The organism is Anaeromyxobacter oryzae (assembly GCF_023169945.1).
GTDB classification, from domain to species: Bacteria; Myxococcota; Myxococcia; order Myxococcales; family Anaeromyxobacteraceae; genus Anaeromyxobacter; species Anaeromyxobacter oryzae.
In genome coordinates this window covers 2755142-2774150 of record NZ_AP025591.1, presented here as the reverse complement: position 1 = coordinate 2774150, position 19009 = coordinate 2755142, and the positions used below count along the sequence as shown (strand labels likewise).

16 protein-coding genes are annotated in these 19009 nt (G+C 73.7%); 10 read left to right on the top strand and 6 right to left on the bottom strand.

Translation table 11 applies throughout. The features are described from left to right. The first annotated feature begins 61 nt into the window (after positions 1–61). From AMOR_RS12085 to AMOR_RS12065, 5 genes are read left to right on the top strand one after another with little or no spacing between them, the layout of a single operon-like run. The gene (locus tag AMOR_RS12085) at positions 62–1294 is read left to right on the top strand and encodes an ABC transporter substrate-binding protein (RefSeq protein ID WP_248361381.1); all 1233 of its coding nucleotides are present in this window, start codon (positions 62–64) and stop codon (positions 1292–1294) included. Between the two features lie 7 nt (positions 1295–1301). Then, on the top strand, positions 1302–2336 hold the full coding sequence (locus AMOR_RS12080; RefSeq protein WP_248361379.1) for a branched-chain amino acid ABC transporter permease: 1035 nt from the start codon (positions 1302–1304) through the stop codon (positions 2334–2336). Continuing rightward, a complete protein-coding gene (locus AMOR_RS12075) occupies positions 2337–3395 on the top strand; it encodes a branched-chain amino acid ABC transporter permease (protein WP_248361377.1) in 1059 nt (352 codons plus the stop codon). It abuts the gene before it with no gap. A 47-nt stretch (positions 3396–3442) separates the two neighbouring features. Then, positions 3443–4237, top strand: coding sequence for an ABC transporter ATP-binding protein (locus AMOR_RS12070; RefSeq protein ID WP_248362500.1), 795 nt, complete (start codon positions 3443–3445; stop codon positions 4235–4237). Next, positions 4234–4950 (top strand): ABC transporter ATP-binding protein, encoded by a 717-nt coding sequence (locus AMOR_RS12065; protein ID WP_248361375.1) that lies wholly within the window; start codon positions 4234–4236, stop codon positions 4948–4950. The genes AMOR_RS12070 and AMOR_RS12065 overlap by 4 nt, the downstream gene beginning before the upstream one ends. A 26-nt stretch (positions 4951–4976) precedes the next feature. On the opposite strand, the gene AMOR_RS12060 is transcribed toward AMOR_RS12065, so the two are convergent. Further along, complete coding sequence (locus AMOR_RS12060) at positions 4977–6929, bottom strand: WD40/YVTN/BNR-like repeat-containing protein (RefSeq protein ID WP_248361373.1); 1953 nt, start codon at positions 6927–6929, stop codon at positions 4977–4979. Positions 6930–7325: 396 nt separating this feature from the next. Between AMOR_RS12060 and AMOR_RS12055 the strand changes: the two genes are divergently transcribed. Continuing rightward, positions 7326–8072, top strand: a complete 747-nt coding sequence (locus tag AMOR_RS12055; protein WP_248361371.1) for an SDR family oxidoreductase — start codon at positions 7326–7328, stop codon at positions 8070–8072. Between the two features lie 71 nt (positions 8073–8143). Here AMOR_RS12055 and AMOR_RS12050 read toward each other — a convergent pair whose 3' ends face one another. From AMOR_RS12050 to glnA, 4 genes are all read right to left on the bottom strand, one after another. Next, on the bottom strand, positions 8144–8800 hold the full coding sequence (locus AMOR_RS12050; RefSeq protein ID WP_248361369.1) for a hypothetical protein: 657 nt from the start codon (positions 8798–8800) through the stop codon (positions 8144–8146). A gap of 12 nt (positions 8801–8812) precedes the next feature. Next, positions 8813–9934: a DUF2332 family protein gene (locus AMOR_RS12045; RefSeq protein ID WP_248361367.1), complete on the bottom strand. Its 1122-nt coding sequence runs from the start codon at positions 9932–9934 to the stop codon at positions 8813–8815. A 77-nt stretch (positions 9935–10011) separates the two neighbouring features. Further along, positions 10012–11235, bottom strand: a complete 1224-nt coding sequence (locus tag AMOR_RS12040; RefSeq protein ID WP_248361365.1) for an MDR family MFS transporter — start codon at positions 11233–11235, stop codon at positions 10012–10014. 120 nt (positions 11236–11355) lie between these two features. Beyond that, the gene (gene glnA, locus AMOR_RS12035; protein WP_248361363.1) at positions 11356–12780 is read right to left on the bottom strand and encodes a type I glutamate--ammonia ligase; all 1425 of its coding nucleotides are present in this window, start codon (positions 12778–12780) and stop codon (positions 11356–11358) included. A 298-nt stretch (positions 12781–13078) separates the two neighbouring features. Here glnA and AMOR_RS12030 point away from each other — a divergent pair, with 298 nt between their 5' ends. Genes AMOR_RS12030 through AMOR_RS12015 form a run of 4 tightly spaced genes read left to right on the top strand, consistent with a single transcriptional unit; the run spans position 13079 to position 17226 of the window. Continuing rightward, positions 13079–13564 (top strand): RNA polymerase sigma factor, encoded by a 486-nt coding sequence (locus tag AMOR_RS12030; protein WP_248361361.1) that lies wholly within the window; start codon positions 13079–13081, stop codon positions 13562–13564. Beyond that, positions 13561–14319, top strand: a complete 759-nt coding sequence (locus AMOR_RS12025; RefSeq protein ID WP_248361359.1) for a DUF4384 domain-containing protein — start codon at positions 13561–13563, stop codon at positions 14317–14319. The genes AMOR_RS12030 and AMOR_RS12025 overlap by 4 nt, the downstream gene beginning before the upstream one ends. After that, positions 14316–15857 carry a caspase family protein gene (locus AMOR_RS12020; RefSeq protein ID WP_248361357.1) on the top strand — a complete coding sequence of 514 codons (1542 nt, stop codon included), beginning with the start codon at positions 14316–14318 and terminating at the stop codon, positions 15855–15857. The genes AMOR_RS12025 and AMOR_RS12020 overlap by 4 nt, the downstream gene beginning before the upstream one ends. 4 nt (positions 15858–15861) lie before the next feature. Continuing rightward, positions 15862–17226, top strand: a complete 1365-nt coding sequence (locus tag AMOR_RS12015) for an RCC1 domain-containing protein (RefSeq protein ID WP_248361355.1) — start codon at positions 15862–15864, stop codon at positions 17224–17226. Between the two features lie 266 nt (positions 17227–17492). On the opposite strand, the gene AMOR_RS12010 is transcribed toward AMOR_RS12015, so the two are convergent. After that, positions 17493–18974, bottom strand: a complete 1482-nt coding sequence (locus AMOR_RS12010; RefSeq protein ID WP_248361353.1) for a sigma-54-dependent transcriptional regulator — start codon at positions 18972–18974, stop codon at positions 17493–17495. Positions 18975–19009: the final 35 nt, after the last annotated feature.

Sequence of the window (19009 nt, the reverse complement as noted above, 5' to 3'; positions counted from 1 at the left end):
CGGCGCCCCGGGCGGCGTGCTAGAAAATCGTGCTTTCTTCGGACCTTCGGAGGTTCCCGTGATGCGCTCCGCCCGCGCGCTGCCGCTCGTCCTCGCGGTCCTCGCCACCATCGCCTGCGAGAAGAAGAAGCCGACCGAGGGCGCGGCCGCCCCGGCCGGCGGCGCCACCGCCGCGGGGGCACCCGCGCCCGGCGACAGGATCCTCTTCGGCCACGTCGGCTCGCTCACCGGGCTGTCGGCGACGTTCGGGCTCTCCTCGGACAAGGGGATCCAGCTCGCGATCGAGGAGCTGAACGCGAAGGGGGGCGTGAAGGGGAAGCTCCTCGCGGTGAAGACCTACGACGACCAGGGCAAGCCCGACGAGGCCGCGATCACCGCCACGCGGCTCGTGGTGCAGGACCGGGTCGCGGTGCTCCTCGGCGAGGTGGCCTCGACGCGCTCGCTCGCGATGGCGCCCATCGCCGACGCGAACAAGGTCTCGATGATCACGCCGTCGTCCACGAACGTGAAGGTCACGAAGGACGGCGACAAGACCCGGCCCTACGTGTTCCGCGTCTGCTTCATCGACCCGTTCCAGGGGACGGTGATGGCGAAGTTCGCGCGGGGCGAGCTCAAGCTCGCGCGCGTGGCGGTGCTCCGCGACGTCGGGAACGACTACTCGGTCGGCCTCGCGGACGCGTTCCTCGCCAAGTACAAGGAGCTCGGCGGCGCGATCGTCGACGACCAGAGCTACCGGGAGGGCGACCAGGACTTCAAGGCGCAGCTCACCGCCATCAAGGCGAGGAACCCGGAGGCGATCTACGTCCCCGGCTACTACACCGACGTCGCGCTCATCGCCCGCCAGGCCCGCGAGCTCGGGATGAAGCAGCCGCTCCTCGGCGGCGACGGCTGGGACTCGGAGAAGCTCTACGAGATCGGCGGCAAGGCGCTCCAGGGCTCGTACTTCTCGAACCACTACTCGGCCGAGGACCCGGCGCCCCGCATCCAGGAGTTCGTGAAGCGGTACAAGGAGCGCTTCGGCGCCGTCCCGGACTCGCTCGCCGCGCAGGCCTACGACGCCGCGAAGATCGCCGCCGACGCCATCGGCCGGGCGAAGGACTTCTCCGGCCCGGCGATCCGCGACGCGATCGCGGCGACCCGCGACTACCCCGGCGTCACGGGCGTCATCACCATCGACCAGGACCACAACGCCGTGAAGCCCGCGGTGGTCCTGAAGGTGGAAGGCAACGCCGCGCGGTACGTCACCACGATCCAGCCAGACACCGCGCCGGCCGGCGCCGCCGCGAGCAAGTAGCGACCGCGTGATCCAGTTCCTGCAGCACCTCGTGAACGGGCTCTCGCTCGGGACCATCTACGCCCTGATCGCGCTGGGCTACACGATGGTCTACGGCGTCCTGAAGCTCATCAACTTCGCGCACGGCGACGTGTACATGGTGGGCGCGTTCGCGGGGTATTACCTCGCGGGCACGCTCGGCGTGCGCGACCAGCCGAGCTTCTGGAAGGCGGTCGCCGTCACCCTCGGCTCGATGGTCGTGTGCGGCGTGCTCGGCTTCGCCATCGAGCGGTTCGCGTACCGCCCGCTCCGCCACCGCGCCCGGCTCACCGCCCTCATCACCGCGATCGGCATCTCCTTCCTGCTCGAGTACGGGTTCCAGCTCCCGAGCCTCCAGGAGCAGGGGCGCACCCTCGCGCGCTGGGTCGACGATCGCGGCTACGTCGTGCCGGCGCTGAGCGCCGCGGTGCCCCGGCTCCCGGCCGAGTTCCCGCCCGGCCCGACCCCGCGCCTCTTCCCGGAGCTGCTCGAGCGGAAGGACTGGACCTTCTTCCACTCCGAGGCGCCGGACGGGACGGTGACGGATCTGCGGATCTCGAACTTCGACCTGATCGGTCTCGGCGTCGCCTTCGGCCTCATGCTCGGGCTGCAGTGGATCGTCTACCGGACGCGCTTCGGGCGGGCGATGCGGGCCGTCTCGTTCGATCCACAGGTCGCGGGGCTCATGGGGATCCCGGTGAACCGGATCATCTCCTGGACCTTCGTCCTCGGGAGCGCGCTCGCCGCCGCGGCGGGCATCATCAACGCGACGAGCCGCTACCGGATCGAGCCGCTCTTCGGCCTGATGAGCGGCCTGAAGGCGTTCGTCGCGGCGGTGCTCGGCGGGATCGGCTCGGTCCCGGGCGCGATGGTCGGCGGCCTCGTGCTCGGCCTCGCCGAGGAGTTCGTCGCCGGCTACACCGAGTCGTCGTACCGCGACGCGATCGCGTTCGCGGTGCTCATCGTGGTGCTGCTCTTCCGGCCGGAGGGGCTCTTCGGCCGCGCGCGCGTGGAGAAAGTCTAGGTGGGCAAGGCCGGCGCGCTCCTCCGCTCGTTCCTCCCGTTCCTGGTCGGGATCCCGCTCCTCCTCGCCCTCCAGGCGGCCCTCGACGCCTCGGGCCGGGGGGACCTGTCGCTCATCCTGATCTCCGTCGGCGTGAACGTGGTCCTCGCCGTGTCGCTCAACGTGGTGAACGGCTTCACCGGCCAGTTCTCCCTCGGGCACGCCGGCTTCATGGCGGTCGGCGCCTACACCGCCGCGAAGGTTACGCTCGCGCTGCGCGGCGACACGTTCGGCTTCCCGCCCGCCATCGGCGACAACCTCGTCTTCGCCGTCGCGCTCTCCTGCGGGATGGCGACCTCGGCGCTGGCCGGTCTCCTCGTCGGGATGCCCTCGCTCCGGCTCCGCGGCGACTACCTCGCGATCGTGACGCTCGGCTTCGGCGAGATCATCCGCTCGATCATCGTGAACTCGCGGTTCCTCGGGCAGGCGACGGGCCTCCAGGGGCTGCCGAAGCTCACGAACGTGACCTGGGTCGGCGTCTCGGTCATCGCGACCATCGTGATGGCGCGCCGCCTCGCGATCTCGACGCAGGGCCGGGCGCTCTTCGCGATCCGCGAGGACGAGGTCGCCGCGGAGGCGATGGGCGTCGACACCACCGGCTACAAGGTCCGCGCCTTCGTCATCTCCGCGAGCTACGCCGGGCTCGCGGGCGGGCTCCTCGTGCACGTCCTCCAGCTCGCGACGCCGAACAGCTTCACGTTCGTGCAGTCGATGGAGGCGGTGGTGATGGTGGTGCTCGGCGGGCTCGGCTCCATCACGGGCTCGGTCGTCGCCGCGTGCGTGCTGTCGTTCGCCCGCGAGCTGCTCCGCGACTTCCAGCAGTTCCAGATGGTCACCTACGCGCTCCTCCTCATCGTCCTCATGCTGGTGCGGCCGCAGGGCATCTTCGGCACGCGCGAGCTCTGGGACATCGGCCCGTTCCGGCGGCTGCCGCGCCCGAAGCTCGCGGCGGCCTCCGCCGCGACCGGCGCGTCGCCGACCGAGGTGCGCGACGACTCGACCCCGGGAGGGAAGTCGTGAACCGCGTGATCTCTCCCGCGAACCCCCTCGAGGCGGCGCACGTCACGATGCGCTTCGGCGGCCTCAAGGCGCTCTCCGACTTCAACCTCGTCATGCGCCCGGGCGAGCTCGTCGGCCTCATCGGCCCGAACGGCGCCGGGAAGACCACCGCCTTCAACGCGCTCACCGGCGTGTACGTCCCGTCCGAGGGCGAGGTCCTCGTCGCCGGCGCGCGGGTGAACGGGGAGAAGCCCCACCAGATCTGCGCCCGCGGCGTCGCCCGCACGTTCCAGAACATCCGGCTCTTCAAGGAGCTGTCGGCGCTCGACAACGTCCGGATCGCCTGCCACGCCGGCGCCTCGTCCGGCTTCTTCGACGCGCTCTTCCTCACGAGCCACCACCGCGCCGAGGAGGGGCGGATCCTCGCGCGCGCCGAGGAGTACCTCGCGGTGATGGGGCTCGCGCACCGCGCGGGCGAGATCGCGAAGAACCTCCCGTACGGCGAGCAGCGCCGGCTCGAGATCGCCCGCGCGCTCGCCACCGGCCCGAAGGTCCTCTGCCTCGACGAGCCCGCCGCCGGCATGAACGCCGCGGAGAAGATCGAGCTCATGCGGCTCATCCGCGGGGTCCGGGATTCGTTCGGCATCGCGATCCTCGTCATCGAACACGACATGCGCCTCGTGATGGGCGTGTCGGAGCGGCTCCTCGTCCTCGACCACGGCGTCACCATCGCGGAGGGGAAGCCGGAGGCCATCCGGAAGGACCCGAAGGTCATCGAGGCCTACCTCGGCGACGCGTACCTCGAGGAGAAGAAGATCGCGGTGCCGGAGGGACGGGTCCGGGGCGAGGGGGGTGACGCATGACGACCCCGATCCTGGAGGTGAAGGACCTCAAGGTGCACTACGGCGCGATCGAGGCGATCCGCGGCATCTCCCTCGAGGTCCCCGCCGGCGAGGTCGTCGCCCTCATCGGCGCGAACGGCGCCGGCAAGACGACCACGCTCCGCGCGGTCTCGAAGATGCTGCGCCCGAGCGCGGGCGCGGTCTGGTTCCAGGGCGACGACGTGACCCGGCTCGCCTCGCACGAGCTCGTCGCCCGCGGGATCGCCCACGCGCCCGAGGGGCGCGGGATCTTCCTGAACCTCACCGTCGAGGAGAACCTCGAGCTCGGCGCCTACCTCCGCAGGGATCGCGCCGGCATCGCCGCGGACGCGAAGCGCGCCTACGACCTCTTCCCGATCCTGAAGGAGCGGCGGAGCCAGGTCGCCGGCACGCTCTCCGGGGGCGAGCAGCAGATGCTCGCCGTGGCCCGCGCCCTCATGAGCCGGCCGAAGCTGATGCTCCTCGACGAGCCGTCGCTCGGGCTCGCCCCGCAGGTCGTCGAGAAGATCTTCTCGGTGCTCCGCGAGGTGAACGAGAGCGGGGTCGCGCTCCTCCTCGTGGAGCAGAACGCGCACAAGGCGCTCCAGCTCGCGCACCGCGGCTACGTGCTCGAGACCGGCACGGTGGTCATGACGGGGACCGGCAAGGAGCTGCTCGCCTCGCCCGAGGTGCGGAAGGCGTACCTGGGCGAGTGACGACGAGCCCGGCGCGCGGGCCGCGGTCAGGGCGCGCGCACGAGCACGCCGCCCGCGTGGAGCTGGGTCGACGCGAGCGCCCAGGCGCGCACGGCGTCGAACCCGTTCCCGGCCGGGTGAGCCCAGAGCGCGGACACGGCCGCGACCGGCGGATGCGTGTGCTGGAAGGCGGCGCCGTCCCAGCGCAGGACGTCCGCGCCGAGGAGCCACCCGTTGCCGCCCGGCACGTCGGTCCAGCCCCGGGTCGCGGACACGTAGACGTCGGAGGGCGCGATCCCGGCGATCGCGCCGGGCCAGGCGGCCTCGTCCGGGAGCCGCTGCGTCCAGGTCGCCCCGGAGACCTGGTGGACCCCGGAGTACGCGGTCACCCAGAGATCCGCGCCGCGGAAGGCGCCGTACGAGTTGCCCGGATCGCCGGGGAGCTCCGCCCAGCTCACGCCGTCCCAGTGGAGGGTGACGTTCCCCGCGAGGTAGAGGTCGCCGCTGCTCCCGGTGAGGTCGGCGACGCTCCAGAGCGCGGGGACCTGCGCCGGGACGTCGACCACCCCCCAGCCGCTCGCGGTGCGGTGCAGCGCCTTGCCGCTCTCCGCGAACGCCCACACCTCGCCGTCGGCGCCTGCCCAGACCACCTTCAGCTCGCCGATGTTCAGCGCCGGCTGGGCCGCGGCGTCGAGCGCGGTCTCGATCGAGGTCCCGCTCCAGCGAAGCAGGCGGGACGGCGTACCCGCCGCCGCGAGCCACACGTCGTTCGCCGCCACCGCCCAGACGTCCCGCGCGCGCGCCGTCCGATCGAGGCTCCAGCGCACCCCGTTGTACCGCGCGACCAGCGACGCGCCCACCGCCCACACCTCGCCCCCGGCGCCGGAGATCGCGGAGAAGCTCTCGGTCGTCCCGCGCTGGCTGCTCGACACGGGCGCCCAGGCGGCGCCGTCGTAGTACCAGATCCCGCCGTTCAGGCCGACGGCCCAGACCGCATCCCGCGCCGCCGCCGCGACGGCGCCGACCCCCTGCGCGTCGACGGGCAGCTTCACCTCCGTCCACTGCGTGCCGTCCCAGTGCCGCAGGAACCGGCTCCCGTCGACCGCCCAGATGTCCGTCGGGCCCGTGCCCGAGAGCGAGCGGCCGACGCCGGAGGCGCCCTTCGTGGTCCAGGTCGTCCCGTCGTAGTGATAGGCGAGCCCGCCCCAGATGCCGTCCGGCCCCACCACCCACACGTCGTTCCGCCCCGTGCCCCATACCGCATAGCCGTCGTCCGGCAGCGCCCGGCTCGACCACGTGGAGCCGTCCCAGTGGAGCAGCGTCGGCGGCGCGATCGAGCCGGCGACGATCCAGACGTCGCCCGGGCCGCTCGTCCACACGGCGAGCAATGTCGTGTCGGCACCGCCCGGGCGCTGCACCGTCCAGGTCCCCGCCGCGCCGCGGTGGAGGACCCGGCCGGACTCGCCGACCGCCCAGACGTCGCCGGCGCCCGTCCCGAACACGGCGAGCAGGTCGGTGCCCGTCACCTCGATCACCGCGTCCTGCTCCACCTTCCAGCTCGTCCCGTCGTAGCGGAGGATCACCGAGTCCTCGCCGACCGCCCAGACGTCGGTGCCCGTCGCGGTGCCCCACACGCCGTTCAGGGTCCGCCGCGTCGGGCTCGGCATCGCCTCGAGCCGGTCGCCGGTCCAGTGCAGGATCGTCCCCTGCTCGCCGACCGCGAACACGTCCGTCGTCGACCGCGCGAACACCGCGCGGAGATCGTTGCCCTGCGGGAGCGGCGTGGACCAGCACCAGCCGTCGCTGCACACCGGCACGAGCGTCCCGCACCGCGACGGGACTCCGCCGCCGCCGCAGGTCTGCCCGGCGGGGCACGCGCCGCACGCCGCCGTCGGACCGGTCGGCCCGGTCGGCCCAGTCGTCCCAGTCGGACCGCCGCCGGGGCTGCAGGCGAAGAGGAGTGACGCGAGCGCGAGCGCGGACGCCGTGCGAGCGAGCATGGATGGTGGACCCTCCCGGCGGCGGACGCTCGCACGGATGGAAAACGTCTCGCAATGTGGTTGTGGAGCCTACGGCGGGGGCGGCGGCGGGTTCTCGGGAACCCGGCCGTCGATCACCTTCGGTGATGTCGACGAGCCGGGCACGTCACGAATAGTGATACGGGACGTGCGCGTGCCAGCCGCCACCGGAGGACACCATGCGCGCGTGCTCGTACGTGGTCGGCGCGTTCAGCCCCCGATGGCTAGCCTGCGACTGCTCCAGTCTCGGAGCCGAGGGGCCTCGGACCGACGTGGGCAGCGCCGGGCGGCGGGATCGCCCCACCCGGGAGCGCCCCGCGCGCCGCTCTCCGCCGCATCATCTCCGCACGCGCCGCCTGACGGCGCGAGGGAGGCGCGATGGAGCTCCGGGACCTGAAGGTGATCGTGACGGGCGGCGCGCAGGGGATGGGCGCCCACTTCGCGCGGCGGCTCCACGAGGCCGGCGCCCAGGTCGCCGTGGGCGACGTGAACGAGGCGGGCCTCGCCGAGCTGCCCCAGGGCGTCCACCGCCGCCGCCTCGACGTGACGAGCCCGGAGGACGCGCGCGCCTTCGTCGCCTGGGCGGCCGGGGCGATGGGCGGCCTGAACGGCCTCGTGAACAACGCCGGGATCATCCGCGACGGCCTGCTCGTGAAGAAGGACCGGGCGTCGGGCGAGGTCCAGACCCTCTCCGACGCAGACTTCGACGCCGTCATCGCCGTGAACCTCACCGGCGCGACGCGGATGGTCCGCGAGGTGGCCGCCTGGATGGCGCGCGCCGGCGCGCGGCCCGGCGTCGTCGTGAACATCTCGTCGATCGCCCGGCACGGGAACCGGGGGCAGTCGAGCTACGTCGCCGCGAAGGCCGCGCTCGCCGCGAACACCGTCACCTGGGCGCGGGAATTCGCGCCGCTCGGGATCCGCGTCGGCGCCGTCGCGCCCGGCATGATCGAGACGCCGATGACGCAGGGGATGAACCAGAAGGCGCGCGACGCCCTCGTCGCGGCGGTGCCCGTCGGGCGCGTCGGGGTCCCCGAGGACGTCTGGCGGGCGGTCCGCTTCGTCTTCGAGTGCGACTACTTCGACGGGCGCTGCGTGGACGTGGACGGCGGGCTGTCGATGTAGCGGCGCCCGTCGAGTCCGCGGCGCTTCGGGCCGCACGCCCAGGACGAACGGATCCGAGCGCGTCGCCTCGCTCAGCGGACCAGGTCGAACGCGAGCCCCAGGTTCGCGTGGAACGCGAGGTTCGGCACGCGGGCGAAGCCGCCCGCGATCGGCACCTCCGCGTACGCGGCCGTGCCGCGCACGCCGAGGATGACCTCCATGCGCCAGAAGGAGATCCGCTCCTCGAGCCCGGCCCAGAGCGCAGCGCCGGAGAGGTGGTAGCCGTCGACCCCCGTGTTCTGGACGTTCGTCCGGCCGCGGACGATGTTCTCGGGGTGGCTGATCACGGGGCCCGCTCCGCCCCGGATCCAGAGCCCGGGCTGGACCTCGTAGCCGTACCCGGCGAGGAGCAGGTTCCAGCCGTGGGAGAGCGTGAACTCCTGCACCTCGGGCGGCGGATTCTCGAGGTAGAGCTTGTCGTGGATGAGCTCGAGCGACCACTCGCGCCCGCGGTTCCGGCGGGCGAATCCGACCACCCAGTAGAGCGGCGCCTCGAACGGCTTGTGATCCCAGCTGGCCTGGACCCGGATGTCGGGCTCGCCGTTCTGCTCCACGTCGAGCCGCGTGCGAGGGCTCCAGGCGCCGCCGCCGAGGACGCGGATCGACCAGGCCGGGTCGGCGCCCGCCCGCGCCGCGAGCGCGAGGCCGGCGGCTGCCGCCGCCGCGCGGAGCGTCGTCCCGACGCGCATGGCGACAGGATATCAGGCGCCGAGCGACACCGCTGCCTGCGGCCCGGCCAGGGTACGGAGCTCCCCGACCGCGTGCTCGTCCCGGACGAGGCGCCGGGGGTGGAACCCGCAGCGCGCCAGCGCGAGGGCGCGGACCCGGCCGTCGGGGCCGCGCACGTGCGCGATCAGCTCCGCGGCCTCGTCGCCGTGGCGACCGGCCGGGCCCGCCTCGAGCTCGACCCAGAGCGCCTGCCCCGACGGATGCGTGGAGAGCCACTCGGACATGCCCGCCTCGTACTCGGCGCGCTCGGTCGGCTCGAGGAAGTCGCGGAGCAACGTCTGGTAGGCGAGGACCAGCGCGCCGGGCTGCGCCGCGCAGAGCAGGTCGAGGCGCGCGGGGACGTTCCGCGCAGCGATGGGCACGAGCACCGGCGCATCCGGGCGCGCGCGCGCCGCCGCGAACGCGGCGAGCGCCTCCTCGAGCCGCGCGGCGCGCTCCCCCTCGCCCGGCCAGACGCAGGCGCGGAGCCATTCCTGGTCCTCCGCGCGGAGCGCGTCGAGCGGGGCCGAGTCGAGCCCGAGCCGCGCGACCGCCCGCACGCCGCGGGCCGTCTCGACCGGCGCGCCGTCCTGGAACGTCCAGAGGTCGGGGAGCGCGTCGGCGACGAGGTTCAGTCCGGCGCTCGCGCCGACGTCTGCGAGGGCGAGCGCCCGGCCCCCGGACGACGCGCCGGCGAGCGCGGCCGGCCAGAGCCACGCCACCGCGCGGGCGGTCTCGTTCGTCGAGACGCCGCGGTGCGCGAGCGCGTCGTAGACCCGCTCCCGCTCGGGGGCGAGCCCGGCCCGCAGGGCCTCCGCCGTGACCGCCTCCGCGCGCGGCTCCGGCGAGGCGAAGCCCTCGTAGAGCGGGTGGCCCGGCCCCTCCGCCCGCGCGTCGGCGCGGAGCGCCGCGAGGAGCAGGAGCGGGCGGTCGTACCAGGCGAAGAACGTCCGGTGCTCCCACGCGGCCGCGACGAACCGGCCCTCCGCGCCGTCCAGCACGCCGGGCAGGAGGTCGAGCGCCCGGGCATACGGCTCGGACCGCGGAGCGACGTGGGGGCGCTCGCGCGCGAGCTCGTCGGCGAGCCCTGCGAGGACGGTGCGGGGCGAGGTCATGCGACCCTCCTCTTCTCCGCCCCATGGTGCGAACGGACCGCGCCGTGCGCCGCGCGGAGCGGGCGGACGGTCGCCCGTCACGCCTCCGGCGCGGCGGCACCGGACGCCTCGGCCTCGTCCGGCGCCGCGACGCCGAGCGCCGCGAGCCGCCGCCGCCGCGGCGGGGCCGCGAGGAGGTGCCCGATCGCGACCGCGCCCCCGACGCCGAGGCAGGAGAGCCAGAGCGTCGGCCCGCCGAAGCGCTCGAGCAGCTCGCCCCCGAAGATCGGCGAGAGGGTGAAGGCGAGACCCCAGGTCATCGAGAAGGCGCCCTGGTACCGGCCGCGGAGCTCCGGCGGGGCGAGGTCCGACACCAGCGCCGAGGCGACCGGGAACCCGACCACCTCGCCGACCGTCCAGAGCACCACGCCGAGGACGTAGAGCGGGAGGCTCCCGCCGAGCGCGTTCACCCCGAACCCGAGGCCGAAGAGGAGCACCGACGCGGCGAGCAGGTGCGCGCCGTCGAACCGCCGGAGCTGGGGCGCGAGCGTCGGCTGCAGCAGCACCACCCCCACGCCGTTCAGCGCCATGAGGAACGAGAACGTCGAGGGCCCGACGCCGTGCGCGGCCATGTCGAGCGGCGCGGCCAGCTGGAACTGGGTGAAGACGACGAGCGCGGCGAGGTTCAGGAAGAGGAACGCGACGTACGGCCCGTCCTTGAAGACGCGGAGGAGCCCCTCGAGCGGCGGGTGCCGCGGGAGCCCCGCGGGCCGGGTCTCGGGGACGCGGGCGACGATGACGAAGGCGAAGGCGAGCGTGGTCGCCGCGTCGAGGAGGAACAGCGCCACGATCGACCGCTGCGCCACGACCCCCGCGAAGGCGAGCCCGAGCGCCCAGCCGAGGTTCACCGCCCAGTAGATGAGCCCGAACGCGCGGCGCCGGTCCGCCGGCGGCACGACGTCGGCGACCGCGGCGTTCACCGCCGGGCGGTAGAGCTCGCCGGTCGCCGCGGCGAGGAAGGCGAGGAACGCGAGCGCGGTCGGGTCGCGGGTGAAGCCGAGCGCGGCCACCGAAGCGGAGCCGAGCACGAGGCCGAGCAGCATCGTGAACCGCCGGCCCACGCGATCCGCGAGCGACCCGCCGATGGGCCCGGCGACGGTGATGCCGACGCCGTAGAGCGCGACGACCCGCCCCGCCTCGGCGATGGTGAAGCCCCTCTCCTGGGTGAGGTAGAGGGCGAGGAAGGTCGCGACGAAGCTCGCGAGCCGGTTCAGCAGCATGCCGGTCCAGAGGGTCCAGAAGACCGGCGGAAGGCCGCCCACCGCGGCGCGGAATCTGTCCCGGTGGGTCAAGGGAATCCGGAATACCAGACGTCCGGGAGAAATGAAAACGGCCGCCCTCGCGGGCGGCCGTCGTGAAGGCCAGAGCTGCTCCGGCTTCGACTAAATGTCGAAGTAGAGGGCGAACTCGAGCGGAGAAGGCCGCATCCGGACCGGATTGACCTCCTTGTCGTACTTGTACTGGATCCACGTCTCGATCACGTCCTCGGTGAAGACATCGCCCTTGAGCAGGAACTTGTGATCCGCCCGGAGCGCCTCGAGGGCGCCGTCGAGCGAGCCCGGCATCTTCGGGATGTCCTTCAGCTCCTCCGGCGACATGCCGTAGATGTCCTTGTCGAGGGGCTGGCCGGGGTTGATCTTGTTCTCGATGCCGTCGAGGCCGGCCATGAGCATCGCCGAGAAGGCGAGGTAGCCGTTGCAGGACGGATCCGGCGAGCGGAACTCGATGCGCTTCGCCTTCGGGGAGGGCGAGTACATCGGGATGCGGATCGAGGCGGAGCGGTTGCGGGCGGAGTAGGCGAGGTTGATCGGCGCCTCGAAGCCCGGGACGAGCCGCTTGTACGAGTTCGTGCCGGGGCAGCAGAGCGCGGCGAGCGCCGGGCCGTGCTTCAGGATGCCGCCGATGTACCACATGGCGAGATCGGAGAGGCCCGCGTAGCCCTCACCGGCGAAGAGCGGCTTGCCGCCCTTCCAGATCGACTGGTGCACGTGCATGCCCGAGCCGTTGTCGCCGTAGAGCGGCTTCGGCATGAACGTCACGGTCTTGCCGTGGCGGCGGGCGACGTTCTTGATGATGTACTTGAACCACTGGAGCTTGTCGGCCGCGTTCACGAGCGAGTCGAACCGGATGTCGATCTCGGCCTGGCCGGCGGTCGCGACCTCGTGGTGCTGGCGCTCCACGTGGATCCCGACGGACTCCATCACGCGGCACATCTCGGTGCGGATGTCCTGCTGCGAGTCGGTCGGGCCGACCGGGAAGTAGCCCTCCTTGTAGCGGGGCTTGTAGCCGAGGTTGCCGCCGGGCTCCTCGCGGCCGGTGTTCCACTGACCCTCGACCGAGTCGATCTTGTAGAACGCGTGGTTCACGCCCGCGTCGTACCGGACCTCGTCGAAGATGAAGAACTCGGGCTCCGGGCCGAAGAAGGCCGCGTCGCCGATGCCCGTGCCCTTGAGGTACTTCTCCGCCTTCATCGCGATGTTGCGCGGATCGCGGGAGTACGGCTCCTTCGTGATCGGGTCGGTGACGTTGCAGATGATGGAGAGCGTCGGCTCGGCCATGAACGGATCGATCACCGCCGTCGACGGATCCGGGACCACGAGCATGTCGGAGGCGTGAATGGCCTGCCACCCGCGGATCGACGAGCCGTCGAAGCCCAGGCCCGCCTCGAAGACGTCCTCGGTGAGCTCGTAGAGCGGGATCGAGAAGTGCTGCCAGATGCCGACGAAGTCCATGAACTTCAGGTCGACGTACGAGGCCTTCTTCTCCTTGGCCATGTCGAGGACCTGCTTCGGGGTGAGGTTCGCCATCGCGACGGGTCTCCAATCTCCGGAAATGAGGGAGCGGGTTGGTGCGGGTCGAGATAGCACGGCACATGCCACTGCGGAACCCCCGCGGCAGCGCAAATCCGCGATTCTCCGAGGGGTTGCCTGCCTGTAAAGCGGTCACTTGCTGCCCGAGTTCCGGGCACCTCGGGTGGGGCGCCCGTCCCCGGGGGACAGCCGAGCGCGCAGGCGATGCTTACCCCCGGATCGACATCGCCCGAGGGAGCGGCGCGCGCGGTGTCCCAGCGAGCGAGCAACGGGTGTCTCCAGGGACGGAGGCCGGGTGACGGACCGCGAAAGAGCCGCGGAGCTCTATCGGCAGTACGGCCCCGCCGTGTACCGGCGGTGCCTGCGCCTCCTCAAGGATCGCGAGGCCGCTCGCGACGCCACGCAGGAGGTCTTCGTGAAGCTCGTCCGGGACATCGCGCGGCTCGACGATCCGGGCATCGTCCTCCCCTGGATCTACCGGGTCGCGACGAACCATTGCCTGAACCAGCTCCGCAACAAGGTGCGGCGCGGCGAGGAGGCGCTCGACGGGTTCGAGGTGTCGTCCAGCGACGGCGCCTCCTCGTTCCCGGACCGGCACCTCGCGAGCACCGTGCTCTCCCGCTTCGACGAGCGGACGCAGGCGGTCGCGGTGGGCGTCCTCGTCGACGGGATGGCGCACGAGGAGGTCGCCGACGCGCTCGGCGTGTCGCGCAAGACGGTCGAGCGGCGGCTCACGAAGTTCCTCGAGGGCGCGCGGAAGCTCCTGGGAGGCGCGTCGTGAGCCGCTGCCCGTCCGATCTCGCCCTCGAGGCGCACCTGCTCGACCCCGCCCGCTCCCCGCTCACGGCCCACCTCGGCGCGTGCGAGGAGTGCCGCGCCCGCATCGCGCGCATGGAGGCGGAGGGCGAGGACTTCCGCCGCTTCGTCTTCCCCGCCACCGTCGCGGCGGTCGAGGACGCCGCCGCGCCCGCTCGCCGCCCCCTCCTATCCTGGGTCCTCCCGGTCTCCGGCCTGCTCGCGACCGCCGCACTGGCGCTCCTCGTGCTCCGGACGCACGCGCCGGCGCCGGACCTCGCCACCGAGCCGCCCCCCGGCTACGTCGGGCTCCGCGGCGCGTCGATGGCGATCGCGGTCTTCGTGCACGGGGCCGAGGGCACCGTCGCCGTGGCGGACGGGGCGGTGGTGCCGGCCGACGCGCAGCTCCGGTTCAAGGTCCGACCGGCGCCGGACTGCCGGCTCTGGATCGTCTCCGTGGACGCGACCGGGCAGGTGTCCCGGCTCTTCCCGGCGGCGGGCGACGCGGTCCCGGTCTCGGAGGCGGGGGCCCTCCCCGGAGGCGCCGTGCTCGACGGCGCCTCTGGGCCGGAGCGGATCTTCGCGGTTTGCGCGCCCGAGGCGCTCCCCTACGACGCGGTCGCGCGGTCCGCGCACGCGGCCGCCGGCGGCGGGGCGGACAGGGTCCGCAACGCGAAGGCGCTCGCGGACCTCCCGCCCGCCGCGAGCCAGGCGACGTTGCTGCTCGAGAAGCGGCCATGATCCGGGGAGCCGCCGCGCTCGCCGCCTGCGGTGCAGTGGCGGCGGCGCTCCTCGCCCCGGCCCCCGCGGCCGGGGCGGCGCGGTTCGCCGTCGTCGCCGGGAACGACCGGGGCGACACCGGGCGCCCGAAGCTCTGGTACGCCCAGAAGGATGCGGACCGCTTCGAGCGCGCGCTCGTGGAGCTCGGCGACTTCGACGCCGCGAACGTGGTGCTCCTGCAGGGCAAGGGCCCGGGCGAGCTCGAGGCGGCGGTGCGCGCCCTCGAGCCGCGCATCGCGCTCGCGAAGGCCGCCGGCGAGCGGACGCTGCTCGTCGTCTACTACTCGGGCCACGCCGGCGCGGGCGGCCTGGAGATGGGCGCCGAGAAGCTCCCGTTCGACGCGCTCCGCGCGCTGGTGAGCGGCTCGCCGGCCGACGCCAAGGTGGCCATCGTGGACGCCTGCGAGGCGGGCCTGCTCACGCAGGTGAAGGGCGCCTCCGCCGCGCCCGCGCTCGCGTTCGCGATCCCGGCCGAGGACGCGGTGCAGGGGACCGCCTTCATCGCGTCGACCGCGGTCGGCGAGGCGGCGCAGGAGTCGGCCGCGCTCGGCGGCAGCTTCTTCACGCACCACCTCGAGATCGCGCTGCGCGGCGCGGGCGACGCGGACGGCGACGGCCGGGTCACGCTCGTCGAGGCGTTCCGCTACACGTCCGCGCGCACCGCGGCGGGCACGTCCGGCACGCAGGCGGGCACGCAGCACGCCACCTACGAGCTCAGGATGTCCGGCCGCGGGGACGTGGTGCTCTCGGATCTCCGCAAGGCCGAGGCGCGGCTCCTCGTGCCGCCCGACCCGCGGGCGCTCTTCATCCTCAAGGGTCCGCAGGGCCTCTTCGCCGAGGTGCCGGGCGGCGCCGTGGAGACCACGCTCGCGATCCCCTCCGGCCACTACCGGATCGAGCGGCGCGCGCCGGAGGGCCGGGCCACGGCGGACCTCGACGTGGAGCGCGGCCGGACCGCGGCCCTCCCGCGCCTCGAGCCGACCCGCTACGAGCTCGCCCGCGCGAAGGGCGGCCCGAGGCCCGGGCTCCTCTACACCGGCGTGGGCCTCGCCTGGGTCGGGCTGCCCGGCTTCCGCGCCGCGCCGGCCGCGCGGATCGGCGTGCGCAAGGAGGTCGGGCCGCTCGGGGTCCGGGTCCGGTTCGACTACGCGAACGCGTCGAACGTCCAGGACCAGTGGCTCCGGTACGACTACCAGCTCACCGCCGGCGCGCTCGCGGTGCTCTACCCGCTGAACACGGGGAAGATCCTCGTCGAGGCGGGGCTCGAGGGCGGCTACGGGTACGCGACGCAGAAGGCGCGCACGCCGAACGTGTCGAGCAGCCTCTCCTTCTCGTCCGGCGTCGGGCTCGCCGGCGCCGCGCTCATGGCCACCGCGCCGGTCGGGCCGATCCGCGTCGGGCTCGACGCGTCGGCGGGCGCGCAGCTCTTCACGCTCGACGGCACGCGCACGGTGCGCCCGTCCGCGTCGGTCGCCCTCCTCGCGCTGTACGGGTTCTAGCGCCATGGCGAGCCCCGGAAGAAGACCCCTCGTCCTCCTCGCCGGCGCCGCCCTCGTCGCCGGCGCGGGGTGCGGCGACACGCTCGTCGATCACCGGAACACCGCGCTCCGCGACCAGGGCCAGGGCGTCTCCTGCACGGATCCGCGCGAGCTCGTCTGCAAGGTGGACGGGCTCGACGCCTGCGTGCCCGAGTCGGTCACGCACTGCGGCGTCGGCTGCGAGGACTGCACCGCGACCGTCACGCCCCCCGCCGGCGGCCAGGTGGACTGCCTCGCGCCGGCGGGCGGTCACGGTGCGTGCGGATTCTCCTGCACGGGCGGGCTGCTGCGGACCGCCGCCGCCTGCGAGGGCGCGATCGCGCTCGCCGCCGGCGCGGCGCACACCTGCGCCGTCACGGGCGGCGGCGCGCTCCTCTGCTGGGGCCAGGACGATCAGGGCCAGGTCACCGGGGCCGCGAGCGCGGCGCCGGTCCTCGCCCCGCACGTGGTGTTCGCGAGCGGCGTGACCGCGGTCGCCGCGGGCAAGGCCCACACCTGCGCGGTCGTCTCCGGTCAGATCCGGTGCCTCGGGCGGAACGCCGAGGGCCAGGCGCCCACGACCCGCGCCGGCAGCGCCGTCGCGCTCGCGGCGGGCGACCGGCACACGTGCGCGCTGTCCGCCGCGGGCGCGGTCACCTGCTGGGGCGCGTCCGCCCTCGGCCAGACCGGGGGAGGCACGCCGATCGCCGCCGGCGCGAACGCCCTCGCGGCAGGCGCGGATCACACGTGCGCGCTCGCCTCCGGCGCGGTGTCCTGCTGGGGGACGAACGCGTCCGCCGAGATCGGCACCGGCAGCGCGGGCGGCTCGTACTCGACGCCGCAGACGCCGCTCGGGCTCGGCGCCGGCGTCGTCGCGCTCGGCGCGGGCGCTCACCACGCGTGCGCCGCCACGTCGGCGCGGACGTTGCTCTGCTGGGGCGGCACGGTGGCCGGGACGATCCCGGGCTTCGGGACGGCGCAGGCGACCCCGGTCGCGCCGCAGAAGGCGGGCGGCGGCGGCGGCGCGCTCGTCTCGTTCGACGTCGGAATGCTCGCGGGCGGCCGCGCTCACACGTGCCTCGAGCGTCCGGGCGAGAGCGTGAAGTGCTTCGGCGCCGACAACTCGGCCGGTCAGCTCGGGATCGGGCTCGCCGGCGAGCTCGCCGACGCGGGCACCCCGCTCCCCGCGCCCGGCGCCACGAGCGTCTTCGCGATCGGCGGAGATCACGGCTGCGTCGTCGACGGCGCCGGGGCGGTGAGCTGCTGGGGCTCGAACGCGTCCGGGCAGCTCGGCGACGGGACGCAGACCACGCCGCCGGTCGGAACCCGGGTGAGCGTCTCCGGCCGCTGAGCGGATCGCAGCCCCGAACCCGAACGCCCGTCCCCGCCCTGTCCGAGCCCGTCCCCGGCGACCCGCGTCGCGTGTCTCATCGAGTCGTCGACGCCGGGGCTCCCCCCCCACCTCCCCGGACGCCGATGACCAGCGCAGGCGAGCCTCCAGCTCGCCTGCGTTTTTTTTCGCGGAGGGCCGGAGGCGACCCGCGCGGGGGTTCGGACCGAAGGGGATGCCCGAAAACCGGGCAGCGCGCTGCGCGGCGGCCGAGCAGGGCTGCCCTGCTACTTGGGCTTCATCCCGAGGGCGCGCATCCGCTCCCGGAGCGTGTTCCGGTTCATCCCGAGGAGCTCGGCGGCGCGGAGCTGGTTTCCCTTCGTGCGGGCCAGCGCTGCGGCGATGAGCGGCGCCTCGACGGCGGCGAGCGCGGCCTGGTACCGGCCGCTCTCCGGTGCGGGGGCGTCGAGCACCGATTCGACGAGGCCGGAGAGGCCGCGCTCCTGCGCCGAGGCGGCGGGGAGCAGGCCGATGAGGTCCTTCGCGCCGATGCGGGGGCCCGCGAGCTTGAGCAGCGCGCGCTGCACCACGTTCTGCAGCTCGCGGACGTTCCCGGGCCAGGCGTGGGAGAGGAGGATCGGCTCGGCGTCCCTCGCGAGCGCGAGCGGGCGCCCCTTGAGCTGCTCGCCGTACTTCGCGATGAAGTGGCGCGCGAGCAGGACCACGTCCGCCTCGCGCTCCCGGAGCGGCGGGAGCCGGATCGGCACCACCGCGAGGCGGTAGTAGAGGTCGCGGCGGAAGCGTCCCTCCTCCACCGACCGCGCGAGGTCCGCGTTGGTGGCGGCGACGATCCGCACGTCCACCGGGAGCGGGCGCGTGCCGCCCACGCGATCGATCTCGCGCTCCTGCAGGACGCGGAGGAGCTTCGCCTGCAGCTCGATCGGCATCTCGCCGATCTCGTCGAGGAACAGCGTGCCGCCGCTCGCGAGCTCGAACTTGCCGGGGCGGCGCTCGACCGCGCCGGTGAACGAGCCCTTCTCGTGCCCGTACAGCTCGCTCTCGATGAGATCCCGCGGGATCGCCGCCATGTTGACGGTGATGAACGGGCCCCGCGCGCGGGTCGAGTTCGCGTGGATCGCGCGCGCGACCAGCTCCTTGCCGGTCCCGGACTCGCCCATGAGCAGGACCGTCATCTCGGTCCGCGCGACGCGGCCGATCTCCTTGTAGACCTCGACCATCGCGGTGGAGCGCCCGATGAGCGTCTCGGGGAGCGCCACGTCGCGGTAGCGGCGCGCCTCGACGCCCTCGCCGCCTCGCTCCTCGGCCGCGCCGGTGACCGGCCCGTGGTCCTCGTGGCCGAGCGCCCCGTCGTGGGCGTCGTGCCCGTCCACCGGCGTCGCGGCGGCGAGATCCTTCACGATCCGCTCGACGCGGGAGAGGTCGAAGGGCTTGCCGAGGTAATCCGCGGCGCCGCGCTTCATCGCCTCCACGGCGGAGCGCATCGTGTCCTCGGCGGTCATCACCACGACGAACGGCGAGTCGCTTCGCCCGCCGATCTCGCCTAGGAGCTTGAAGCCGTCGTCGCCGGGCAGGCGGATGTCGAGGAGGACGAGGCCGATCCCGTCTCTCCCGCCGCCGGACGCGCGGAGCTTGTCGCGCGCCTCCTCGGCGCTGCCCGCCTCCTCGAACGGCACGCCGGCGCGCTCGCACGTCCGGGCGAGGACGAAGCGCACCGAGGGTTCGTCGTCGACGATGAGGACCTTCCGCAAAGACGCCTCCTGGTTCACGCCCCGGTCGATGCTCT

Coding starts and splice junctions, on each gene's coding strand:
- AMOR_RS12085 (WP_248361381.1), top strand. CDS start 62: ATGCGCTCCGCCCGCGCGCTGCCGCTCGTCCTCGCGGTCCTCGCCACC.
- AMOR_RS12070 (WP_248362500.1), top strand. CDS start 3,443: ATGCGCTTCGGCGGCCTCAAGGCGCTCTCCGACTTCAACCTCGTCATG.
- AMOR_RS12065 (WP_248361375.1), top strand. CDS start 4,234: ATGACGACCCCGATCCTGGAGGTGAAGGACCTCAAGGTGCACTACGGC.
- AMOR_RS12060 (WP_248361373.1), bottom strand. CDS start 6,929: ATGCTCGCTCGCACGGCGTCCGCGCTCGCGCTCGCGTCACTCCTCTTC.
- AMOR_RS12055 (WP_248361371.1), top strand. CDS start 7,326: ATGGAGCTCCGGGACCTGAAGGTGATCGTGACGGGCGGCGCGCAGGGG.
- AMOR_RS12050 (WP_248361369.1), bottom strand. CDS start 8,800: ATGCGCGTCGGGACGACGCTCCGCGCGGCGGCGGCAGCCGCCGGCCTC.
- AMOR_RS12045 (WP_248361367.1), bottom strand. CDS start 9,934: ATGACCTCGCCCCGCACCGTCCTCGCAGGGCTCGCCGACGAGCTCGCG.
- glnA (WP_248361363.1), bottom strand. CDS start 12,780: ATGGCGAACCTCACCCCGAAGCAGGTCCTCGACATGGCCAAGGAGAAG.
- AMOR_RS12020 (WP_248361357.1), top strand. CDS start 14,316: ATGATCCGGGGAGCCGCCGCGCTCGCCGCCTGCGGTGCAGTGGCGGCG.
- AMOR_RS12015 (WP_248361355.1), top strand. CDS start 15,862: ATGGCGAGCCCCGGAAGAAGACCCCTCGTCCTCCTCGCCGGCGCCGCC.